Below are 19,938 nucleotides of genomic sequence, written 5' to 3' on the forward strand. Positions count from 1 at the left end.
GCCACCGGGGGTGCGGCCACCCCGGGGGGCCTCAGCTCTCCGGGCCGAAGCACCCGGCCGACCTCCGCGCGCCGACCGCGTCGGGTGGGAGCCCGCCGCCAGCGATTGCTGTTCCCGGTGACCGCCGGGCTGGGCCTGCTGGTGGTCGTGGTGGCCGTCGCGTTGCTGCTGGCCAGCCCGGAGAAGGACGATGCGCCCGGCGCGGCCGGGACGTCTGCGCCACCAACCGGTGCAGCCTCCGCGGCTGGGCGGGAACCGACGGCGTCGCCGGTCGCCAATCAGTCGCCCGAGCAGGTCTGGCGTTCGGTACTCGCCGAGTTGAACACCGCGCGCAGCCGTGCGTTCGAGCGGGCTGACGAGAACCTCCTGACAGAGTCTGATGCCGCGGGTAGTGAGCTGCACGCTTCGGACGTCGCGTTGATGAGGCAGGTGGTCGCGAGGGGGGCGCATGCCTCGGCACTGCGCAGCGACATCCTCGATCTCAAGGTCCGGGTCGAGGAACCGGACCGCACCGTGCTGCGGGTCACCCAACGCCTGAACGCCTACGATTTCCTCGACGCCGGGGGGAAGGTGCTGGCGCATCAGGCGGCGAAGCCGCCGGAACGGCGTGACCTCACCCTGATCCGTACCGGCTCCGGCTGGCGGGTCTCGGAGAACGTCCCGGTCCCGGCCGGCTGACCGTCCGGTCAGCCGGCCGGGACCGGGCTACAGACCGAGTTCGGCTTCGAAGGCTCCGTTTTCCAGCCGGTGCTTAATGAAGGCCAGGAAGCGAGCTGCGTCGGCACCGTCGACGATGCGGTGGTCGTAGGTGAGGGACAGGTACACCGTCGAACGAACCGCGATGATCTCGCCCAGCTCCGGATCGTCGACGACGGCCGGCTTCTTCGTCACGATGCCGGTGCCGAGGATGCCCACCTGCGGCTGGTTGATGATCGGCGTGTCGAACAGGGCGCCTCGACTGCCGGTGTTCGTCAGGGTGAAGGTGCCCCCGCCGAGCTCGTCGGGCGAGATTCGGTTGGCCCGGGTGCGGCTCGCCAGGTCGTCGATCTTGCGTGCCAGCCCGATGAGATTGAGATCGCCGGCGTTGTGGATGACGGGCACGACCAGACCACGCTCGGAGTCCACGGCTATGCCGAGGTTCTCCTCCCCGTGGTAGGTGACCGTGCCCGCCTCGACGTCGATGCTGGAGTTGAGCTGCGGGAACTCACGCAGCGCCGCGCAGGTCGCCAAGGCGAAGAACGGCAGGAATGACAGCTTGATGCCCTCCCGAGCCTGGAAGTCGCTCTTCGCCCGGTCCCGCAGCCGTGCGATCCGGGTGACGTCGGCCTCCACCACGGTGGTGAGCTGCGCGCTGATCTGCAGCGACTCGACCATGCGGCGAGCGACCAACGCCCGCAGGCGGGAGAGTTTCTCGGTCCGTCCGCGGACGGGGGCTGCGCCGGTCGGCGCCACGGCCGGGGCAGCTGGGGCTGTGGGGTGGGCCGCGGGAGTCTCCTGCGCTGCGGGAGCCGCGTCCCGCGACCGGGCGGCGTCCTGGATGTCCTGCTTGGTGACACGTCCACCCGGCCCGGTTCCCGCCACGGTCCCCAGGTCCACGCTGAGCTCGGCGGCCATCTTGCGCACGAGCGGGGTGACGTAGCGACCGATGCCGTCGCCGTTCCCGTTGGCGGCGGCCGGGATCTGGGCCGGGACCGGGGTGGGCTCCGGCTGACGAGCGAACGCCGGTGCCGGCGTGGGCGTCGGAGCGGGTGCGGGCGTCGGAGTAGGCGGAGGCGGAGGCGTCGCGGCAGCCGGCTTCACGGGTTCCGGCGCGGCGGGCGCCTGCGCGGCCTGCGCCGGTGCGGCGCCGCCACCCGCGGACCCGTTGTCGATCACCGCGAGCTCGACGCCGACCTCGACGGTCTCATCCTCGGCGACCTTGATCGAGCTGACGACACCGGAGGCGGGGGCGGGGATCTCGGTGTCGACCTTGTCGGTGCTGACCTCGAGCAGTGGCTCGTCGGCCTCGACGCGTTCACCCTCCTGCTTCAGCCACCGTGTGACGGTTCCCTCGGAGACACTCTCCCCGAGCCGGGGCATTCTGACAGATACAGACATGCGGAACGACTCCTTCGTCGCGTCCGGCATCTGCACCGCGCGGGCGGCCGGCCGGAGGCGCTCATGCTTGGCGTGGCCTGAATCCTGGGCGGATCGGGCCGCGGGGGTGGCGCGGGCAGGCACGATCCAGGGCGGTGCCCGCTAACCGTGGACGTGAAGGGGCTTGCCGGCCAGCGCCAGATGCGCCTCGCCGAGAGCCTCGGACAGCGTGGGATGCGGGTGGATGAGCTGGGCGACCTCGGCGGGGAACGCCTCCCAGTTGGTGATGAGCTGAGCCTCGGCGATGAGCTCGCCGACCCGGTCGCCGACCATGTGCACGCCCACCACCGGACCATCGGGGACCGCGATCAGAGTGACCGCACCGGAGGTCCTGAGGATCTGGGACTTGCCGTTGCCCGCCAGGTTGTAGGTGACCGTCTTGATCTCGCCGTACCGCTCCCTGGCGACCGCGGCGGTCAGGCCGACCGAGGCCACCTCCGGATGGGAGTAGGTGACCCGCGGAACGTTGTCGTAGTCGACCGGCACCGGGCCCAGCCCGGCGAGCTGCTCTGCGACGAAGATGCCTTCGGCGAAGCCGACGTGGGCGAGCTGGAGCCCGGGCCGCAGGTCGCCCAGCGCGGACACGGTCGGAATGTTCGTGCGCAGCTGACGGTCGACCAGCACGTAGCCGCGGTCGGTCGCGATGCCGACCTCCTCGTAGCCGAGACCTTCCGAGACCGGTCCACGACCGACTGCGACGAGCAGCAGTTCGGCCTCGATGGTGGTCCCGTTCTCGAGGGACACCGTCACGCCTTGGTCGGTGGACTTCACCCCGGAGAACCGCGCGCCGAGATGCTGCTTGATGCCGCGCTTGCGGAAGGCGCGCTCCAGCAGCTTGGAGCTGGACTCGTCCTCGAGCGGGACGAGGTGCGGCAGCGCCTCGACGATGGTCACCTCGGCCCCGTAGGACCGCCAGACGGAGGCGAACTCGCATCCGATGGCCCCGGCGCCCAGTACCACCGCGGAGGCCGGCACACGGTCGAGGGCCAAGGCGTCATCGCTGGTGATGACCTTGTCGTGGTCGATGTCCAGGCCGGGCAGGGTCTTGGAGTACGAACCGGTCGCGAGCAGGACGTGCCGCCCCTCGATGACCCGGTCTCCGACGGCCACGGCGGTCGGGGAGACCAGCCGGCCGAATCCCTCGACGACCTCGATCCCCCGGGACTTGATCAGGCCGGTCAGCCCCTTGAAGAGCCCGGCGACGACCGAGTCCTTGTAGGAGTTGACCGTGGCCATGTCGATGCCGTCGAGGGTCGAGCGAACCCCGAAGGCCTCGCTTTCGTTGATGTTGTCAACGATCTCCGCCGAATGCAGCAGCGCCTTGGTCGGGATGCAACCTCGGTGCAGGCAGGTGCCGCCGAGCTTGTCCTTCTCGATCAGAACGACGCTCAGGTCGAGTTCCGCGGCGCGCAGCGCGGCGGCGTATCCGCCGCTGCCGCCACCGAGGATGACCAGGTCGACGGGACCGGCCGCTGAATTCGTCACGCCAGGGGTCCCTTCTCGTTGAATCCTGAGGTCTTGCTGGTGGTGCTGAGAGCGTTACTCGTAGTGCCCGCTACGCTCGGCGGCGAAGCCGGTGGCGCGGTTGGCCGCCGCTCCCGACGGCGTTCCCGCCGCTGAGCGCGGCCGCCGAAGCAGGAGCGTCAGGCCACGACTCGCCTAGCCACGGCGACCGGATGCCAGTCTTTCACGTCGTGCGTCCACCGCCGCTCGGATGGGCGTGAGTGTGCTGCATTGCGCGATGCGCCAGCAACCGTTGTGTACCTACCTTCCTCCGCAGGTCAGCTCTCAGCCGGGGAACTGGTGGCCGAACCGGGGGAGGCCACCATCGCCGCGCGGTCCTGCGCCAGCTGGACGAGCGTGCGTACGATCATGCCGGTCCCCCCCTTGGGGGTGTGGCCGTAGGGCTCTCCACCGTTCCAGGAGGGACCGGCGATGTCGATGTGCGCCCAGGACACCTTCTCGGGGACGAACGAGGCGAGGAAGTGCGCGGCGACCAGCATGCCGCCATCCCGGTTGCCTCCCGGTGGCACGTTGGCGATGTCGGCCACTGTTGAGTCCAGTCCCTTGCGCAGATCCGGCGGAAGGGGCATCGGCCAGACGCTCTCGCCGGCGGCGGCGGCCGCCGCCGCGACCGCGTCCACCGCGGCCGCACGACCCATCAGCCCGCTCGTCCGGTGGCCGAGGGCGACAATCTGTGCGCCGGTCAGGGTGGCCACGTCCACGATCAGGTCCGGTGACTCCTCGTTGGCGCGGACGAGGGCGTCGGCGAGCACCAGCCGGCCCTCAGCGTCGGTGTTGAGCACCTCCACCCGGGTGCCGCCGCGCAGGGTGAGAACGTCGGAGGGACGGATCGCGTCGCCCGAGGGCATGTTCTCCGCGCAGGGCATCCAGCCGGTGAGAGTGATCGGGAGCTTGAGCCGGGCCGCGGCGATGACGGTGCCGAGCACCGCGGCCGCGCCCGCCATGTCGGTCTTCATCCATTCCATGGATGTCGACGGCTTCAGGGACAATCCCCCGGAATCGAAGGTGATGCCCTTGCCGACCAGCGCCAGCGCCGGCCGCTCGGATCCACCGCCGCGCCATTCCAGCCGCACCAGCCGCGGCGGATTCGCGGATCCCTGGCCGACACCGAGCAGGCCTCCGAAGCCGCCCTCGGCGAGCGTCACCTCGTCGAGGACCTCGACTGTCACGCCGGCGGCGGTGGCCCGCTCGACGGCGATGTCGGCGAGCAGGGCGGGGGACAGATGGCTCGGCGGAGTGTTCACCAGATCGCGGACCAGGGTGACCGCATCCGTGATGATGACGGCCCGGCGCAGTTCCTCTTCCGCCGTCGGGAGGCTCTGCTCGTCAACGAGCAGCGTCAGCTCCTCGACGGGGCGTGGGCGGCCGTTCGCTGACGTGGTGCGCAGCCCGTCATAGGAGTAGGTGCCGAGCAACGCGCCTTCGGTCACGGCCCGCACCGACTCCGGCGTGACCGCGCCCGGCGCGGCCACCAGAGCGACGGCCACCCGCGCGGTCCCGGCGAGGGAGCGCACCGCGACCCCGGACGCCCGGCGTAGTGCCTCGGTGTCGATCGGCGTGGACGACATCGGCGTGGACGACGTGGCGAGGGGGCCCAGCCCGACCGCGAGGACCGTCGTGCAGGGCACGGCACCGAGGGTGGCGAAGCGGACCGTTTCGCCGGCCTTGCCGGTCGCACCCAGCGAGGCAAGCACCTCCGTCAGCCGGCCGCCGAGCGCGGTGTCCAGGTCCGCCGCGCCCCCGGTCACGAGGAGCCCCTCGTCGCCGGTGGCGGTGCCGATCACCACCGCGTCCACATCGAGATCGGCGAGAGCGGCGGTACTGGGCACGATGGTGGTCATGCAGTGAGCGTATTGAACGGGACGTCTTCCCGGCGGTGATCCGGACGCCACCGGCGGGTGGCCGGAGGCCAGGCCCGCGGTCGTTTCGGCCGGTGCCGGCCTGATACTAGGCTGCTGGCCATGGCAGAGCTGCGTCGATCCCCAGAGCTGCGTCGATCCCCGCTGTACGACCGGCACGTCGAGCTGGGCGCGAAGATGGCCGGGTTCGGTGGCTGGGAGATGCCGATCGAGTACGCCGGCCGCGGGGTGCTCGCCGAGCACCAGGCGGTCCGCGGCGCGGTCGGGATCTTCGATGTCAGCCATCTCGGCAAGGCCAGGATCGCCGGCCCCGGCGCCGCCGCCTTCGTCAACGCCTGCCTGACCAACGACCTGCGCCGGATCGGCCCCGGCCAGGCGCAGTACACCTTGTGCTGCGAGGAGACCGGCGGGGTCGTCGACGATCTGATCGCCTACCTGTACTCCGGCGAGGAGGTCTTCCTCGTCCCGAATGCCGCGAACACCGCACAGGTCGTCGCTCGCCTTGCCGCGGCGGCGCCGGCGGGCGTGTCCGTCACCGACCTGCACACCGGGTACGGCGTGGTGGCGGTCCAGGGACCGGCCTGCGCCGACCTGCTCGGCGCCCTCGGCCTGCCCACCGGCGGGACGTACATGAGTTTCGTCGACGCGGAGTGGAAGGGCCACCCGGTGATCGTGTGCCGGTCGGGCTACACCGGAGAGCGAGGCTACGAGCTGTTGCCCCGTTGGGACGACACCCCTGCGCTGTGGGATGCGCTGTTCGCGGCAGGTGAGCCGCTCGGCGTCGTGCCGGTCGGCCTCGGCGCCCGCGACACGCTGCGGACCGAGATGGGGTATCCGCTGCATGGCCAGGACCTCTCCTTGTCGATCACGCCGGTCCAGGCCCGCTCCGGATGGGCCGTTGGCTGGGACAAGGATCGCTTCTGGGGACGCGACGCCCTGCTCGCGGAGCGGTCCGCCGGCGCCTCCCGCCTGCTGTGGGGGCTGCGGTCCACCGGCCGGGCGATTCCCCGTCCGCACATGACCGTGACCTCCGCGGCTGGTGCCACGGTCGGTGAGGTCACCAGCGGCACGTTCTCTCCGACGCTGCGCCAGGGGATCGGACTCGCCCTGCTGGACCGGTCCGTGCAGGCGGGCGACACGGTGAACGTCGACGTCCGGGGCCGTCCGAGTCCCATGACGGTTGTCCGGCCGCCGTTCGTCGGGTCCTCGCCCAAGTAGCCCAGCCGCCGGGCGGGCCTGCCCGGCGGACTCCAGCGGGCGGCGTCCGCCGCGCTGTCAGTGCAGGCCGAGGGCGTGCAGGACGGGCGTCGGGATCGTCATGGCCATGGCGAGCAGGGTCGCCGCCGCGGTGATCTCGATAAGCCCGCCGAGGATGTCTCCGGTGATCCCGCCGAAGCGCGTGAGCAGATACCGCCGGAGCAGGAACGAGACGCCTGTCCCGACCCAGACCGCGAGGACCGCTCGCAGCGCCCGGCCGGGGTCGCCGCCGTCGAAGTCCAGCAGTCCGGCCAGCGCCGCGACGGCGCAGACAGCCAGGAAGGACAGCACCGCGTCCCGGGTCCGCACGGTTCCCGCGACCAGCGCACCGAGGCCATCCGGCCGAGCCGGCGGGATGGCGCCGGTACAGGCCAGGGTGGCCGCGAGCCTGCTGGTCATCGCGGCGACCAGAATCGACAGCGTGCCGCGATGCGCCGAGATCGTCGTGCTCAGGGCCCCGACCTGAAGCAGCACCACGAACAGGACAATGATCGCTCCGAAGGCTCCGATGGTCGACTCGCGCATGATCTCCAAGGCGCGATCCCTGCCCCGCGCTCGCCAGGCGCCGAGCCCGTCCCCGAGATCGGCCAGCCCGTCGAGATGCAGGCCCCGGGTGACCAGAGCGAGCACCGCGACGCCGACGACGGCCGGCAGCAGGGTCTGGGTGCGCTGACCGGGAACCGCCGTGACGATCCGGGTGGCGAACACCGCACTGCCGGCAAGCAGCCCCAAGGCCAGGCCGACGAAGGGTGCCAGGGCCATCGCCCGGCCCGCGAGCCGCCGGTCGGTGTGCTCCGGGCCCCGCAGCGGCAGGACGGTGAGCAGCGTGAATGCTGTTCTCGCCTCGAGCATCACGGGGCACCGGCCGCGGGGCCCGAGTCCTCCTGGCTGCCGCTGACCTCGGCTTCCCCGCCGACCTCGGCTTTCCCGCTGACACCGGCCTGGTCGAACGTCGCCATCTCGGCCAGCGTGGCCTGGGCCGCCCGCAGGAACGGAACGGCGAGGAGCGCACCGGTACCCTCCCCGAGACGCAGGCCGGCGTCGACCAGGGGGGTCAGACCGAGTGCGTCCAGTGCGATTCCCTGGGCGGGCTCGGTGGACCGGGTGCCGGCCACCCACCACTGGTTTGCTCCCGGGGCGATCCGCTCTGCGGCCAGCGCCGCCGCGCAGACGATCACACCGTCGAGGATGACCGGCGTCCGTCGCACGGAGGACTGCACCAGCAGCCCGGCCAGGGCGAGCAGATCGGCTCCACCGACGACCCGCAGCACCGAATGCGCGTCGCCGGTGAACAGCCGGCCGCGCCGCATCGCGTCCCGGATCGCGGTCGTCTTGATCATCCAGCGTTGGTCGTCGATCCCCGTCCCGCGGCCGACCACCTCGATCGGCTCCCGGTCGCACAGCAGCGCCACGATGGTGGCTGCGGGGGTTGTGTTGCCGATCCCCATCTCGCCGGGAACAAGCAGGTCCGCGCCCGCGTCGATCTCCTCGTCCGCGATGAGTCGGCCGACGGCGAACGCGGCGTCCGCCTCCGCGACCGACAGCGCATCGGTGCGGTCGATCCGTCCGCTCGACCGTCGCACCCGATAGCGCTCCGGTGCGGCCGATCCATCCACCCCGCCCGGCGTGAGGGGCCGCGCGGTGTCCACGGACACGTCCACCACGCGCACGGCGGCCCCGACATGGCGGGCCAGCACGTTGACCGCCGCGCCGCCCGCGGCGAAGTTCGAGATCATCTGGGCGGTCACGTCGCTGGGGAAGGCGGACACCCCGGCCTGGGCGACACCGTGGTCGCCGGCGATCACGACCGCCCGGATCCGGGCGAAGGGACGGGGCGGGCAGGTCGCCTGTGCGCCGGCGAGCCAGATGGACAGATCCTCGAGCCGGCCCAGCGCCCCGGGTGGCTTGGTCAGTTCGGTCTGCCGCTGGCGAGCCGCCGCCATCGCGTCGGAGTCCAGCGCGGGAACGGCGGGAACGGCGGGAACGGCGCTGCCTGACGCATCGGGATCCACGGGATCCTTACTACCTGATCCGCTCGGTCGGCAACGCACCACATCCCCGCGAAGGTATCTCCCAGCGGTCCCCGTACCGCATGATTGTGCCGATCGGCGCGGCCGGGACGGTTGGTCCTTGCCGGCGTGGCTGGCAAAGGCCGGTTGCGGAGGCGGCGGGCTGTTGAGATCGGGTACTTTGCCGGATGTGTCAGCGCCCGCGGTGCCGGTGCCGGCCGTTCCCATCGGGGGAGCGGCCGGCGGGCACGAACGCCGGGTGTTCCTGAGCCACACCGCTGAGCTGCGTCGTTTTCCGCGGGACCGCTCGTTCGTGGCGGCGGCCGAACGTGCTGTCGCGCTGGCCGGGGACCGGGTCATCGACATGGCGTACTTCGGGGCTCGCGACGACGATCCGGCGGAGTTCTGCATCCGCGCTGTCCGCTCGTCCGATGTCTACATCGGCCTCATCGGCTTCCGTTACGGCTCCCCGCTGCCCGGCCGGCCGCAGGTCTCGTACACCGAGCTGGAGTTCGACACGGCAACCGCCGCCGGGATCCCCCGCCTGGTGTTCCTCCTCGACTACTACGCCGAGGTGCCGTTCGGAGACTTCGTCGACGACCTGCATCCCGCTCGCCAGAAGCGATTCCGTGCCCGGCTGCGGGAATCGGGCATCATCACGACCGACTTCCGCAACGCGGGTGACTTGGAGACCGCCGTCCTCGACGCCCTGGTGAAGCTGCGGGAGAGCCAGCGCCGGGAGGCGGCCGCGGGCAGGTCGCTCCTGGCGGGGCCGTCCACCGCGGTGGACCAGGCGGTGCCGGGACGACCGCGTCGACCATGGATGGTGCCTGCGGACCGCGGCGGTGTCGTTGCCCGGCCGGCGCTCACCTCCGCGGTTCTCGCGCAGGTGCTCGCCGGGGCGACGCCCGCGGCCGACGCGGGGTCTTCCGGGGCGTCGGGGTTTTCCGGGGCGTCGGCGGGCGGGGTGATGGACGCACCGGTCGTCCTGTACGGAACGGGCGGAATCGGAAAGACGACCCTGGCTCAGCAGGTCTGTCGGCGTCCGGAGATCGCCAGGCGGTTCGGCGGTGGCGTGCTGTGGGTGACGATCGGGGAGTCGCTCGGCGGCGCGCACCTCGCCGACCGGGTCAATGATCTCAGTGAGGCGCTCTCGGGTCTTCGTCCCGCCCTCTCCGATCCCGAGCAGGCCGGTTTTCATCTCGGCACGCTGCTCGGCGACGAGCCCCGGCTTCTCATCGTCGACGACGTGTGGGAACGCGCCCAGCTCCGCCCCTTCCTGCAGGGCGGTCCGAACACGGTGCGGCTGGTCACCACGCGGCTGCGCGACCTTGCTCCCCGGGCCCGCATGGTTGAGATGCCGACCATGGCCCACGGTGAGGCGATGGCGCTGCTGCTGCGGGACGTCGGCGGTGGTGTGCCGGCGGAGGCCGCGGCGCGGCTGCTGGTCGTCACCGGTCGGTGGCCGATGCTGCTGAGCCTGGTGAACCGGACCCTGGTGCGGCACATTCGGGATGGGATGACCGTGCCGCGGGCCGTCGAGCGGGTGCTGCGTCGCCTCGAGCGGCGCGGTCCGACCGGGCTTGACGTCAGCCGGGCGGCGGACCGGAACGAGGCCGTGGAGGTGACCCTGGGGGCGAGCCTTGGGCTGCTCACCGGGCATCGGTTGGAGCGTTATCTCGAGCTCGCCGTGTTTCCCGAGGACGTCGAGATTCCCCGGGAGGTACTCGAGGCGTACTGGGGAGCCACCGTCGACCTCGATCCGGACGAGGTCGACGATCTCTGCCAGGAGCTCGCGGACCTGTCCCTGGTCGTCGCCTATCGACAGACGCCACCCTCCCTGCTCCTGCAGGATGTGCTTCGCACCTATCTGCGGGTCCGGGTCGGCCCGGCACGGCTGCGTGAACTCGACGCCCTGCTGTGCGATGCCCTCTACACCGCCTTTCTCGCCACCGGGACCGCCACCGCCGGACCGTCGCGGATGCCGGCGCCCTGGTGACTGCTGCCCGACTCCGCCGGATACGCCTGGGCCTATCTGGTCCGTCATCTCACCGGAGCGGAACGGACCGACGAGGTCGCCGCCCTGCTGCACGACCTGCGATGGACCCTCGCCAAACTCGCCCGCCCGCACCTCGGCCCGGTGGCGCTCGAGGCTGATCTGGCCATCGCCACCTCCGCTCTGCCCACCGATCCCGTGCTGGCGGTGCTGAGCCGGACCGTCGCCCAGAGCGCGCATCTGCTGGCCCCCACCGACCCGCCGGAGGCCCTCGGCGCCGTCGTGCTCAGCCGCTTCGACGAACGGCCCGAGCTCGCGGCGGCCCGGTCGCAGCTGGACCGGTACGTCGGCGTACCTCGCCTGGCTAACCGCTGGTCCCTGCCCGACCAGCCGCATCCGGCGCTGCGCCGCGCCTTCGGTGGCCACCGGCGGTGGGTGCACGGGCTCGCCGTTGCTCCCAGCGGCGATTGGCTGGTATCGGCCGGTAGCGATGGAACGGTTCGCGTCTGGGACGTCCCGGAGGGACGATCCCGTGCCGTGCTCACGGGCCACCACGGTCCGGTGCTGGCCTGCGCGGTGGCGCCGGACGGGAGAACCATCGCCTCGGCCGGTGCCGACGGAACGGTCCGCCTATGGACCGCGCCCGATCCCGTCGACGTGCCGGATCTCGGGGATGTCCCGGCTTTCGGGGATGCCCCGGCTCTTGGGGATGCTTCTGGTCTTCGGGATGCTCGGAGTCTCGACGACGGGCAGGCGGACGGCGCCGCTCTGTCCGCCATCACCGCCGTCACCGCCGCAGCCTCGCCGGACCGGCCCGAGCCCCGGGTGCTGACCGGGCCTGCCGGCGAGGTCAACACCTGCGCCTTCACTCCTGACGGGGCGGGGATCATCTCGGCCGGCGGGGCCGGGACCCTGATCCGCTGGGACGTTGTGAGCGGAGATTCTGTCTTTCAGGTCCCCGTCCCCGTCTCCGGCGCGGCGCTGCGCTGCTGGGTGCCGGCGCCGGACGGAAGCTGGATCGCCGTCGCGGGTGACGACTCCGTCATCCGGATCTGTGATGCGACGACCGGAGCCCCGAGGTTGACCCTCACGGGCCATGCCGGATCCGTACTCTCGCTGACCGTCGCTCCAGACGGTAGCTGGCTCGGCTCGTCGGGGCAGGACGGAACAGTCCGCCGATGGTCAATGCCCGCCGGCCGGCAGGACCGCGTGATCAGCGATGGTGCCGGGTCCGTGCGGTGCGCCGCGGTCGGCCCGGATGGCCGCCTCCTGGCGACGACCAGCTGGGAGGGAGCGATCCGGCTCTGGGACGCCGAGCGCGGCACCCATCGCGCGGAGCTGGTCGGCGCCGTCGGAAGCCGCACGTGCGTGGTCTCCCCGGACGGATCATGGGTCGCCGCCGCGGGCCGCTACGGCAGCATCCGGTTGTGGGCAACCGACGTCACCCTGCCCAAGCCCGCCGCGAGTGGCCGGGACGAGGCGATGCGGGGCTGCGCCGTGGTGGTCCCCCGCGGGCGGGACGCGCCCACCCTGGTCGTCGCCTACTCCGACGACGGCACCGCGACCGCCTGGGATCTGGCCACGGGAGAGCCAGGCGCGGCGAGCAGTGGCGGTCGTGTCCAGCAGGCCCGCGGGTCGGTGGCCGCACCCGACGGTTCCTGGGCGGTCGTACCCGTGGACACGAACGCGGTCGGGCTGTGGGATCCCGTCACCGCGACGGTACAGGCCGTGCTGACGGCCGACGTCGAGATCTACGGATTCGCTGTCGACCCCACCGGTTCCTGGCTCGTCGGGGCCTGCGGGGACGGCTCGCTGCGGATGTGGGAGACCGAGGGGGGCGAGTGGCTGGCCACCTTTGCTGCCGCCACCGCTGCCGCGTCGAGCGGTTCCGAGGATCCCCGCGGTCTGGTGGGCTCTGTTGATCAGGCGGGTCATCGCGGTCCGGTGCAGGCCTGCGCGGTCAGCCCGGACGGCAGGTGGCTGGCCTCGGGCGGCAATGACCGCACCGTGCGGTTGTGGGACGTGGCGACGTTGGAGCAGCGGGCTGTGCTCACCGGCCACACCGACAACGTGCTGGGCGTGGGGATCTCCCCGGATGGCGCGCTGGTGGCCTCCGCGGGAGCCGACCACACCGTGCGGGTCTGGCGGGTGAGCGACGGCGCGGCGGTGGCGACGCTCATCGGACACGTCCACACCGTGCGCGACGCGGCCTTCTCTCCGAACGGGGCGTGGCTCGCCACCGCGGGCGGCGATGGCGCGCTGCGCATCTGGGACACCTCGACCTGGCGATGCGCCACCATGATGCGTTTCGAGGGCGCGGCCCGGTCCTGCCGGTGGCTTCCCGCGACCGAACTGGCCGGTCTCATCGTGGCCTGCTCGGCCGGGCTCTATCGCTACGACTTCCTCACGGGAGGATTCGTCCCGTGAGGATTCGTCCCGTGAGGACGCTATGACCGCTCGTGCGGGAACGGTCGCAGCCGGAGGGGGATGCCCGCGACCACCTGCCACACCTCGTCGGCCTCGGCCGCGAGATCGGCGTTGAGACGGCCGAGCGCGTCGCGAAACCGGCGGCCGGCCTCGGCCGGGGGAACGACTCCGGAACCGACCTCGTCCGTGACCGCGACGACCCGGCGGCCGGTGGCCCGCCAGGCGTCAACGAGCTCCTCCGCGCGGATGCGCAACTCGTCCGGACGGTCCAGCCAGGCGCCGACCCACAGCCCCAGACCGTCGATGAGCAGCGGTGGTCCGGGAGAGCGCAACAGGGGGACCAGATCGACCGTCTCCACGATCGTCCAGGCGGCCGGGCGCCGCCGCCGGTGTGCGGCGATCCGCTCGGACCACTCGGCGTCGGCCGGATCAGGCGGCGCCGATGTCGCGACGTAGACCACCTCCGGTTCGGCGAGCAGCCGGCGTTCGGCCTCGGCCGACTTCCCCGACCGGGCACCCCCCGTGATCAGGAGCCGGTGTGGTGCCGGGAACACCGGGCGCTGCCACCGCCCTGGTGCCCGTGGTGGCTGTGCTGGCTGAGACGGCTGTGGTGGCTGCCGCCGGGCGGCCGGGACGGTGTCATAGACGGTCCCGTCCGCCGGTGCCAGCGCGCCGGCGAGCTGGAGCCGGCGGGCCAGTTCGTCGCCGGGCGGGTTGCGGTGACTCAGATGAACGGCCAGTACCAGGGTGCTCGGCACCACGGCGCCGCGGCGGCGCAGCTCGGCCACGAGCTGACCGAAGGTGTCGAGGTCAAGGTGCTCGCCGAACCCCGGCCGGTCGCCGTTGTTCTCCTCCAGCAACACGACGTCGTAGGCGCGGCCGGTGACCGCCTCGAGCGTCTCCGCCGGCAGCGGCGCCGCGGTGTCGCAGCCGTACAGCAGGCGTCCACCGTCCGGCGCCGTCACGTCGTAGAGCACGGCCGGCCCGATGCTCGCGTCACCGTGCCGGGCGGCGACCGGTCGAACGAGGTAACCCCGATCGCTCGGGGACTCCTGATCCTCCGCGGATCCCCGGTCCTCCGCGGCCTGCCGATCGTCCCCGCCGAGGCGCAGGGGCCCGGGTGCCGTCGGCGTGCCCCCGGGCACCACGGCGATCAGCCGCAGCGGCGAGCCGTCCCGGTCCGGATCGGATCGCTCCCAGCGAGCCAGGAACTCCCGGCACGCCGCCAGCGCCCCCGGCGGACCGACCACGTCGAGGGGCCGTCCCGCGGCTGTCGACCACGAGCGCCACATCAGGCTCTCGGGCCCCAGATGATCGGGATGGGCGTGGCTGATCAGCAGATGACGCAGCCCCGACAGGCGTACTCCGAGCCGGGCAGCGGTCCGGGGCACGTCGGGACCACAGTCGATCAGCAGGGCGTCGTCGATCAGAACGGCCGTCTGCCCGCGTACTTCGTGTTCCCTGGCCCAGGCACAGGATGCGCAGTCGCACCACGGGTTGGGCCAGCCGTCCGCCGAGCCGGTGCCGAGCAGCGTCACCTTCATCGTGTTCCGTCTCCCGGATCCCGTGGCGCCCCGGATCCCCCGGGGTCTCCGCCTCTCCGGGTTCTCAAGCCTGCCAGGCTCCGTGGTTCTCAAGCCTGCCAGGCTCCGTGGCCTCCGGAACCTCAGACGTGCGGGTGGCGCTTGCGCTCCCACAGGGTCATGAGGGTGAGCACCACCGCCAGCAGGAAGATCGCCGCGAAGGTGACGAGCGCGGCGGCCCACCAGGTCAGGGGCGCGTCCTCGTGTTCCACGGACTCGGCCACGATGGCCGCTGCGTTGTAGACGGTCGTTCCCACGCGGGTTCTTCCTCCTTGTACCGACGTACTGCTCACGCAGACGTGCCTGTCGTGCGGACCTGCCTTCGACGCGGCTGTGCTCACCGTGCGGACCTCCGCCGGCTCGCGCGACCGGCGATGACCGGTGACGCCGGCTTCGCGATCGTGGTGGTCGCGGTGCCGTCCGGGCATCCACCAGAACTGACGTTACCGGCGTTCACGACATCTTGGCGCCGGTATCGCCGACCGCGCCAGTAGTACGGGCCGACCGGACCCGGGCCCGCGGGCCGGTCGACCAGTGCCACGATGGATCATCGGCCCTGGGGTGGGGTCGGGAGTCCCGCGTCGGCTGGGTGCACGCGGTTGGATGGGGCGACCGGCCGGCGCACTGGCCGATCACGGCCGGCGGTTCCAGCGCGGGCCGCCCGGGTGGGAAGGACACACTCATGACCTGGACCTGGCGCTACGAAGGCGATGACGGCACCATCACGATGGTCGGCGGGGACTCGACCTCCGAGTCGTTCACCAGCCAGGGAGACGCTGAGACGTGGCTCGGGGAGACCTGGCGTGACCTGCTCGATGCGGGGGTGGCGCAGGTGACGCTCCTCGATGCCGGCCGTCGCATCTACGGGCCGATGAGCCTGCGCCCGGTGACCTGAGCCGCCTCCGCCCGTGCCGGTCCCGACCGGTGCCGGTCCCGATTCGTGCCGACCGAACTACCTCTTGACGAGAGGTCGGCTAACGACGTTAGCTAGCAGTGTTGGCTAGCGGCGTCGGCCTGTCCGGTGTGGTCCGGCCGGCCGAACCATCGAGATCGCTTAGGCTGGCGCCGGGCCGCTCCGGTCGGCAGAGAGGGTGCAGATCTTGACCGAGCACAACAACCCATCCACTCCGGCTGAAGCGCATTACCTCGCCCCCGGATGGTTCACTCGTAACGTGGCCAACCGCGCCGTCGCGGCGTTGACCCGGGCGGGGATCAGCCTCCTGGGCAGCCGGATCCTCGAGGTACGCGGCCGGATCAGCGGCGAGCCGCGCCGGACCCCGGTGAACCTGCTCATCTTCGACGGGCAGCAGTACCTGGTCTCGGCGCGAGGACATGGCCAGTGGGTGCGTAATCTGCGCGTGGCCCAGGGCGAGCTGTACCTGCTGCGTGGCCGGTCGCGCACGCGTTACTCCGCGATCGAGCTGGATCCGGCGGCGAGCGTCGCCGTGCTGCGGGCCTACCTGCGGCGGTGGAAGGCCGAGGTCGGCGCCTTCTTCGACGGGGTCGGGCCGGGCTCGTCCGATGAGGAGATCCGTCGGATCGCGCCCCGCCATCCCGTCTTCGTGATCACGCCGGCGTGAACACAGGGACGGCAACCTCACCGGTGCGGGCGGAATCCGGGTCGGCGCCGGCGCGGGGAGCACGGTCGGTGGCGGAGGTGCGGCCGGCCGGCGAGCTGCCGTTGCCCAGGATCGCGCCCCGCCCGGTCCTGGGCCCCGTCTCGCCGCGGGTCACCGAGATCATCACGGTCGCGCGAGGGGTGCTGGAGACCGAGGGGGCGGGGGCGCTGACGATGCGCCGGATCGGTGATCTCCTCGGTATCCGGGCGCCGTCGCTGTACAAGCATCTCGCGGGCAAGCCGCAGCTCGAGGCCAAGCTGATCGAGACCATGCTCATGGAGATCGGGGAGTTGCTCCACGACGTGGTCGACCGCAGCGGTTCCGCGGAGGTGGTCCCGGCCCTGCTGGCCGCGTACCGGGGCTATGCCCGAGCCCATCCGAACCTCTACCGCCTGGTCACCGACGGTTCGCTGAACCGTCGGCTACTGAGCGCCGACGTCGAGGACTGGGCGGGGGAGCCGTTCTACCGGGCGGCCGGGGAACCCTATCTTGCGCAAGCCCTGTGGGCCGCCGCGCACGGCATGATGATCCTCGAACTGGACGGCCGCTACCTGCCAGGATCCGATCTCGACCGGACCTGGCAGGCGCTGGCCTCCGCTTTCCGCCGAACCGACCCGGCCGACGACCAACCTGGCTGATTCGATCCGATTCGATCCGGGGCAGCCGGCGGGCCCGGGGCCAGGCCTGGAGGCAGGCCCGGGTCAGGCCCGGGTGACGACCTTGGCGAGCACGTCGTCGATCCGATCGAGCAGCACCGCGTCGAGCGTCACGCCGGCAGCCTTGACGTTCTCCCGTACCTGCTCCGGCCGGGATGCGCCGATGATCGCTGAGGCGACGTTGTCGTTCTGCAGCACCCAGGCGATGGCGAGCTGCGCCATCGACAGCCCGGCGTCCGCGGCGATCGGCCGCAGCTCCTGCACCGCGGTCAGCACGTCGTCGCGCAGCAGCCGGGAGATGAAGGTGGAACCGGTTCCACCGGTGGCCCGGCTGCCGGTCGGCGGTGGCTGACCGGGCAGGTACTTGCCGGTGAGCACGCCCTGGGCGATCGGCGACCAGACGATCTGGGAGATCCCGGCCTTCCGGCTGACGGGCACGATGTCGGCCTCGATGGTCCGCCACAGCATCGAGTACTGCGGCTGGTTGGAGATGATGCGGTCCAGCCCCAGCTCGCCGGCCAGCCGGACGGCGTCGCTGATCTGCTCGGCGCTCCACTCGGACACGCCGACGTAGAGCACTTTGCCGGCGCGGACGAGGTCGTCGAAGGCCCGCAGGGTCTCCTCGACCGGCACCGTTGGGTCGTACCGGTGTGCCTGGTAGAGGTCGAGGTGGTCGGTGCGCAGACGGCGCAGCGAGGCGTGCGCGGACTCGATGATGTGCTTGCGACCGAGGCCCTTGTCGTTCTCGCCCGGGCCGGTGGGCCAGTAGACCTTGGTGAACAGCTCGTAGGACTCCCGGCGCACGCCCTGCAGCGCCTCGCCCAGGACGCTCTCGGCGCGGGTACCGGCGTAGACGTCCGCGGTGTCGAATGTGGTGATGCCCTCGTCGAGGGCGGCACGCACACAGGCGGTCGCCGCATCCGCCTCGATCTGGTCACCATGGGTGATCCAGTTGCCGTAGGAGATCTCACTGACCGACAGGCCGCTGCGCCCGAGACGTCGATGCTTCACGTGACGACCTTAGCCGTCGGCCCTGACCGTCGGCCCTGACCGTCGATCAGGGGCGCGGGCCGGAGCGGGAGACCCGCGGGCGGGGGAGTCGCCAGCGCCGCGGCAGTAGCGCGCGCTGCACGGCGTAGGCCCGCACCCGCACCCGGGAGTCCGGGTACTTCTCCGCGACGCGCCGGCTCACCTGCCAGGAGAGCAGGAGCGAGTCGATGACGACCGCGACGATCCCGAGCAGCATCAGCAGGGTCGCGGCCAGCTTGATCGATGCGTTCGGGACCAGTCCGCCGACGAAGTAGACGATGGCGATCGGCAGGAAGAACGACCCGACGTTGATCCGCGTGTCCACGAAGTCGCGGGCCAGCACGCGCTCGGGCGCGCGTTCACGCGGTGGCAGCCGGCTGACGTCGCCGGACATCATCGCCGCGCGGTACTCCTGGCTCTGCCTGCGTCGCGCCGCCCGCGCCTCCTGCTTGTTCGCCGGGGCGCCGAGCGCCCCACCGGGCTTCGTACGGGCGGCCCGCGCCTCCGCCCGGCGGGGCGTGGGTCGGCCCTTGGCCGCCGTGCGCCGCGGATCGGCGACCTTCTCCTGTTCGGCCCTCTCCACCTGCTCGGCGATCGGATCCCCGGCGATGGGACCGGAGCCGGCATCGGAGCCGGCGGAGCCGCGTCGTTTCAGCAGAGCCATCAGGGCAGCGCCAACATCTGGTCGAGAGCCTTCCGGGCATAGGTGGCCATGTCCGGGTCGACGGTGATGCGGTTCACCGTCTCACCCCGCACGAGGGACTCCAGCGCCCACACGAGGTGGGGCATGTCGATCCGGTTCATGGTGGAACAGAAACACACCGTACGGTCCAGGAAGACCACGGTCTGGTCAGGGTGCCTCGTCGCCAGCCGCTGCACCAGGTTCAGCTCGGTACCGATCGCGAACGCCGATCCGGCGGGAGCGGCATCGACGACCGAGATGATGTACTCGGTCGAGCCGACGAGGTCGGCCGCGGTGACGACCTCCCGCCGGCACTCCGGGTGGGCGAGCACCGTCACCCCGGGGATCCGGCGGCGGACTTCGTCGACACTATCGCGGGTGAACCGGCCGTGTACCGAGCAGTGACCCCGCCAGAGGATCATCTTCGCCTCGCGCAGCTGCCGGCTGGTCAGTCCTCCCGAGGGCTTGCGGGGGTCGTAGACGACGCAGTCCTGCTCGCTCATCCCCAGCTCCCCGATGGCGGTGTTGCGGCCGAGGTGCTGGTCCGGCAGGAAGAGCACCCGGGCGCCCCCACGCTCGCCGAAGGCCCACTCCAGCGCGCGCCTGGCGTTCGACGATGTGCAGATCGTCCCGTCGTGGCGCCCGGTGAACGCCTTGATCGCGGCCGAGGAGTTCATGTAGCTCACTGGAACGGTGCCGGCGGCGACTCCCGCGTCGAGCAGATCGTCCCAGGCCTGCTCGACCTGCTCGGCTGTGGCCATGTCCGCCATCGAGCAGCCGGCGGCAAGGTCCGGCAGGATCACCTGCTGGTGCGCGCCGGTAAGGATGTCGGCGCTTTCCGCCATGAAGTGCACGCCGCAGAAGACGATCGCCTCGGCCTGCGGCCGCGCGGCGGCCTGCTGGGCCAGCTTGAACGAGTCGCCGGTCACGTCGGCGAAAGCGATGACCTCGTCGCGTTGGTAGTGGTGCCCGAGGATGAATGCCCGATCACCCAGCGCCCGCTTCGCCGCCGCGGCGCGGGCTGTGAGGGTCGGATCGGCCGCCGGGGGGAGTTCACCCGGACAGTCCACGCCACGCTCGCTGGCCGGGTCGGCCTGGCGTCCGAGTAGCAGCAGGGCCAGCGGTGACGGAGTCACACCGACCCGGTCGAGGGCCGGGCCG

At 71.7% G+C, this 19,938-nt stretch carries 16 protein-coding genes and 1 pseudogene; 7 read left to right on the forward strand and 10 right to left on the reverse strand.

Annotated features, from left to right (window positions below; all coding sequences use genetic code 11):
* A pseudogene (locus tag ACY5KJ_RS00450) lies at window positions 1-678 on the forward strand (serine/threonine protein kinase); the annotation flags it as partial.
* Window positions 679-705: 27 nt separating this feature from the next.
* Here ACY5KJ_RS00450 and sucB read toward each other — a convergent pair.
* The 3 genes from sucB to ACY5KJ_RS00465 all read right to left on the reverse strand — a co-directional run bounded on the left by sucB (window position 706) and on the right by ACY5KJ_RS00465 (window position 5,501).
* Window positions 706-2,220, reverse strand: a complete 1,515-nt coding sequence (gene sucB / locus ACY5KJ_RS00455; protein WP_462186328.1) for a 2-oxoglutarate dehydrogenase, E2 component, dihydrolipoamide succinyltransferase — start codon at window positions 2,218-2,220, stop codon at window positions 706-708.
* A gap of 18 nt (window positions 2,221-2,238) precedes the next feature.
* Window positions 2,239-3,621: a dihydrolipoyl dehydrogenase gene (gene lpdA, locus ACY5KJ_RS00460; RefSeq protein WP_462186327.1), complete on the reverse strand. Its 1,383-nt coding sequence runs from the start codon at window positions 3,619-3,621 to the stop codon at window positions 2,239-2,241.
* A 296-nt stretch (window positions 3,622-3,917) separates the two neighbouring features.
* Window positions 3,918-5,501 carry a leucyl aminopeptidase gene (locus ACY5KJ_RS00465; RefSeq protein ID WP_462186326.1) on the reverse strand — a complete coding sequence of 528 codons (1,584 nt, stop codon included), beginning with the start codon at window positions 5,499-5,501 and terminating at the stop codon, window positions 3,918-3,920.
* Window positions 5,502-5,621: 120 nt separating this feature from the next.
* Here ACY5KJ_RS00465 and gcvT point away from each other — a divergent pair, with 120 nt between their 5' ends.
* Window positions 5,622-6,737 (forward strand): glycine cleavage system aminomethyltransferase GcvT, encoded by a 1,116-nt coding sequence (gene gcvT / locus ACY5KJ_RS00470; protein WP_462186325.1) that lies wholly within the window; start codon window positions 5,622-5,624, stop codon window positions 6,735-6,737.
* 57 nt (window positions 6,738-6,794) lie between these two features.
* On the opposite strand, the gene cobS is transcribed toward gcvT, so the two are convergent.
* Together cobS and cobT are read right to left on the reverse strand one after the other, a co-directional pair.
* A complete protein-coding gene (cobS, locus tag ACY5KJ_RS00475) occupies window positions 6,795-7,628 on the reverse strand; it encodes an adenosylcobinamide-GDP ribazoletransferase (protein WP_462186333.1) in 834 nt (277 codons plus the stop codon).
* Complete coding sequence (cobT, locus tag ACY5KJ_RS00480) at window positions 7,628-8,719, reverse strand: nicotinate-nucleotide--dimethylbenzimidazole phosphoribosyltransferase (protein ID WP_462202471.1); 1,092 nt, start codon at window positions 8,717-8,719, stop codon at window positions 7,628-7,630. Before cobT ends, cobS begins: the two co-directional genes overlap by 1 nt.
* 277 nt (window positions 8,720-8,996) lie before the next feature.
* Between cobT and ACY5KJ_RS00485 the strand changes: the two genes are divergently transcribed.
* Window positions 8,997-10,784 (forward strand): DUF4062 domain-containing protein, encoded by a 1,788-nt coding sequence (locus ACY5KJ_RS00485; RefSeq protein WP_462202453.1) that lies wholly within the window; start codon window positions 8,997-8,999, stop codon window positions 10,782-10,784.
* A gap of 141 nt (window positions 10,785-10,925) precedes the next feature.
* Window positions 10,926-13,208, forward strand: a complete 2,283-nt coding sequence (locus tag ACY5KJ_RS00490) for a hypothetical protein (protein ID WP_462186324.1) — start codon at window positions 10,926-10,928, stop codon at window positions 13,206-13,208.
* Window positions 13,209-13,228: 20 nt separating this feature from the next.
* Here ACY5KJ_RS00490 and ACY5KJ_RS00495 read toward each other — a convergent pair whose 3' ends face one another.
* Window positions 13,229-14,752 carry a bifunctional adenosylcobinamide kinase/adenosylcobinamide-phosphate guanylyltransferase gene (locus tag ACY5KJ_RS00495; protein WP_462202454.1) on the reverse strand — a complete coding sequence of 508 codons (1,524 nt, stop codon included), beginning with the start codon at window positions 14,750-14,752 and terminating at the stop codon, window positions 13,229-13,231.
* Window positions 14,753-14,874: 122 nt separating this feature from the next.
* Complete coding sequence (locus ACY5KJ_RS00500; protein ID WP_011437513.1) at window positions 14,875-15,048, reverse strand: hypothetical protein; 174 nt, start codon at window positions 15,046-15,048, stop codon at window positions 14,875-14,877.
* Window positions 15,049-15,473: 425 nt separating this feature from the next.
* Here ACY5KJ_RS00500 and ACY5KJ_RS00505 point away from each other — a divergent pair, with 425 nt between their 5' ends.
* The 3 genes from ACY5KJ_RS00505 to ACY5KJ_RS00515 all read left to right on the forward strand — a co-directional run bounded on the left by ACY5KJ_RS00505 (window position 15,474) and on the right by ACY5KJ_RS00515 (window position 17,048).
* Window positions 15,474-15,686: a hypothetical protein gene (locus ACY5KJ_RS00505; protein ID WP_462186322.1), complete on the forward strand. Its 213-nt coding sequence runs from the start codon at window positions 15,474-15,476 to the stop codon at window positions 15,684-15,686.
* 205 nt (window positions 15,687-15,891) lie between these two features.
* Window positions 15,892-16,371 (forward strand): nitroreductase/quinone reductase family protein, encoded by a 480-nt coding sequence (locus tag ACY5KJ_RS00510; RefSeq protein ID WP_462186321.1) that lies wholly within the window; start codon window positions 15,892-15,894, stop codon window positions 16,369-16,371.
* Between the two features lie 68 nt (window positions 16,372-16,439).
* Entirely contained in the window at window positions 16,440-17,048 is a 609-nt protein-coding gene (locus ACY5KJ_RS00515) for a TetR/AcrR family transcriptional regulator (protein ID WP_462186320.1), read from the forward strand.
* 63 nt (window positions 17,049-17,111) lie between these two features.
* On the opposite strand, the gene ACY5KJ_RS00520 is transcribed toward ACY5KJ_RS00515, so the two are convergent.
* The 3 genes from ACY5KJ_RS00520 to nadA form a co-directional block, all read right to left on the reverse strand.
* Window positions 17,112-18,077, reverse strand: a complete 966-nt coding sequence (locus tag ACY5KJ_RS00520) for an aldo/keto reductase family protein (RefSeq protein ID WP_462186319.1) — start codon at window positions 18,075-18,077, stop codon at window positions 17,112-17,114.
* Between the two features lie 46 nt (window positions 18,078-18,123).
* A complete protein-coding gene (locus tag ACY5KJ_RS00525) occupies window positions 18,124-18,759 on the reverse strand; it encodes a DUF3043 domain-containing protein (RefSeq protein WP_462186318.1) in 636 nt (211 codons plus the stop codon).
* A partial coding sequence (gene nadA, locus ACY5KJ_RS00530; RefSeq protein ID WP_462202455.1) for a quinolinate synthase NadA occupies window positions 18,759-19,938 on the reverse strand: 1,180 nt, incomplete at its 5' end. The genes ACY5KJ_RS00525 and nadA, both read right to left, overlap by 1 nt.

It is taken from the genome of Frankia sp. CcWB3 (assembly GCF_977927595.1).

What these genes read in the sequence shown, in the direction of transcription:
- ACY5KJ_RS00505 (WP_462186322.1), top strand. Translation starts at nt 15,474, where the DNA reads ATGACCTGGACCTGGCGCTACGAAGGCGATGACGGCACCATCACGATG.
- ACY5KJ_RS00465 (WP_462186326.1), bottom strand. Translation starts at nt 5,501, where the DNA reads ATGACCACCATCGTGCCCAGTACCGCCGCTCTCGCCGATCTCGATGTG.
- gcvT (WP_462186325.1), top strand. Translation starts at nt 5,622, where the DNA reads ATGGCAGAGCTGCGTCGATCCCCAGAGCTGCGTCGATCCCCGCTGTAC.
- cobS (WP_462186333.1), bottom strand. Translation starts at nt 7,628, where the DNA reads ATGCTCGAGGCGAGAACAGCATTCACGCTGCTCACCGTCCTGCCGCTG.
- cobT (WP_462202471.1), bottom strand. Translation starts at nt 8,719, where the DNA reads ATGGCGGCGGCTCGCCAGCGGCAGACCGAACTGACCAAGCCACCCGGG.
- ACY5KJ_RS00495 (WP_462202454.1), bottom strand. Translation starts at nt 14,752, where the DNA reads ATGAAGGTGACGCTGCTCGGCACCGGCTCGGCGGACGGCTGGCCCAAC.
- ACY5KJ_RS00525 (WP_462186318.1), bottom strand. Translation starts at nt 18,759, where the DNA reads ATGGCTCTGCTGAAACGACGCGGCTCCGCCGGCTCCGATGCCGGCTCC.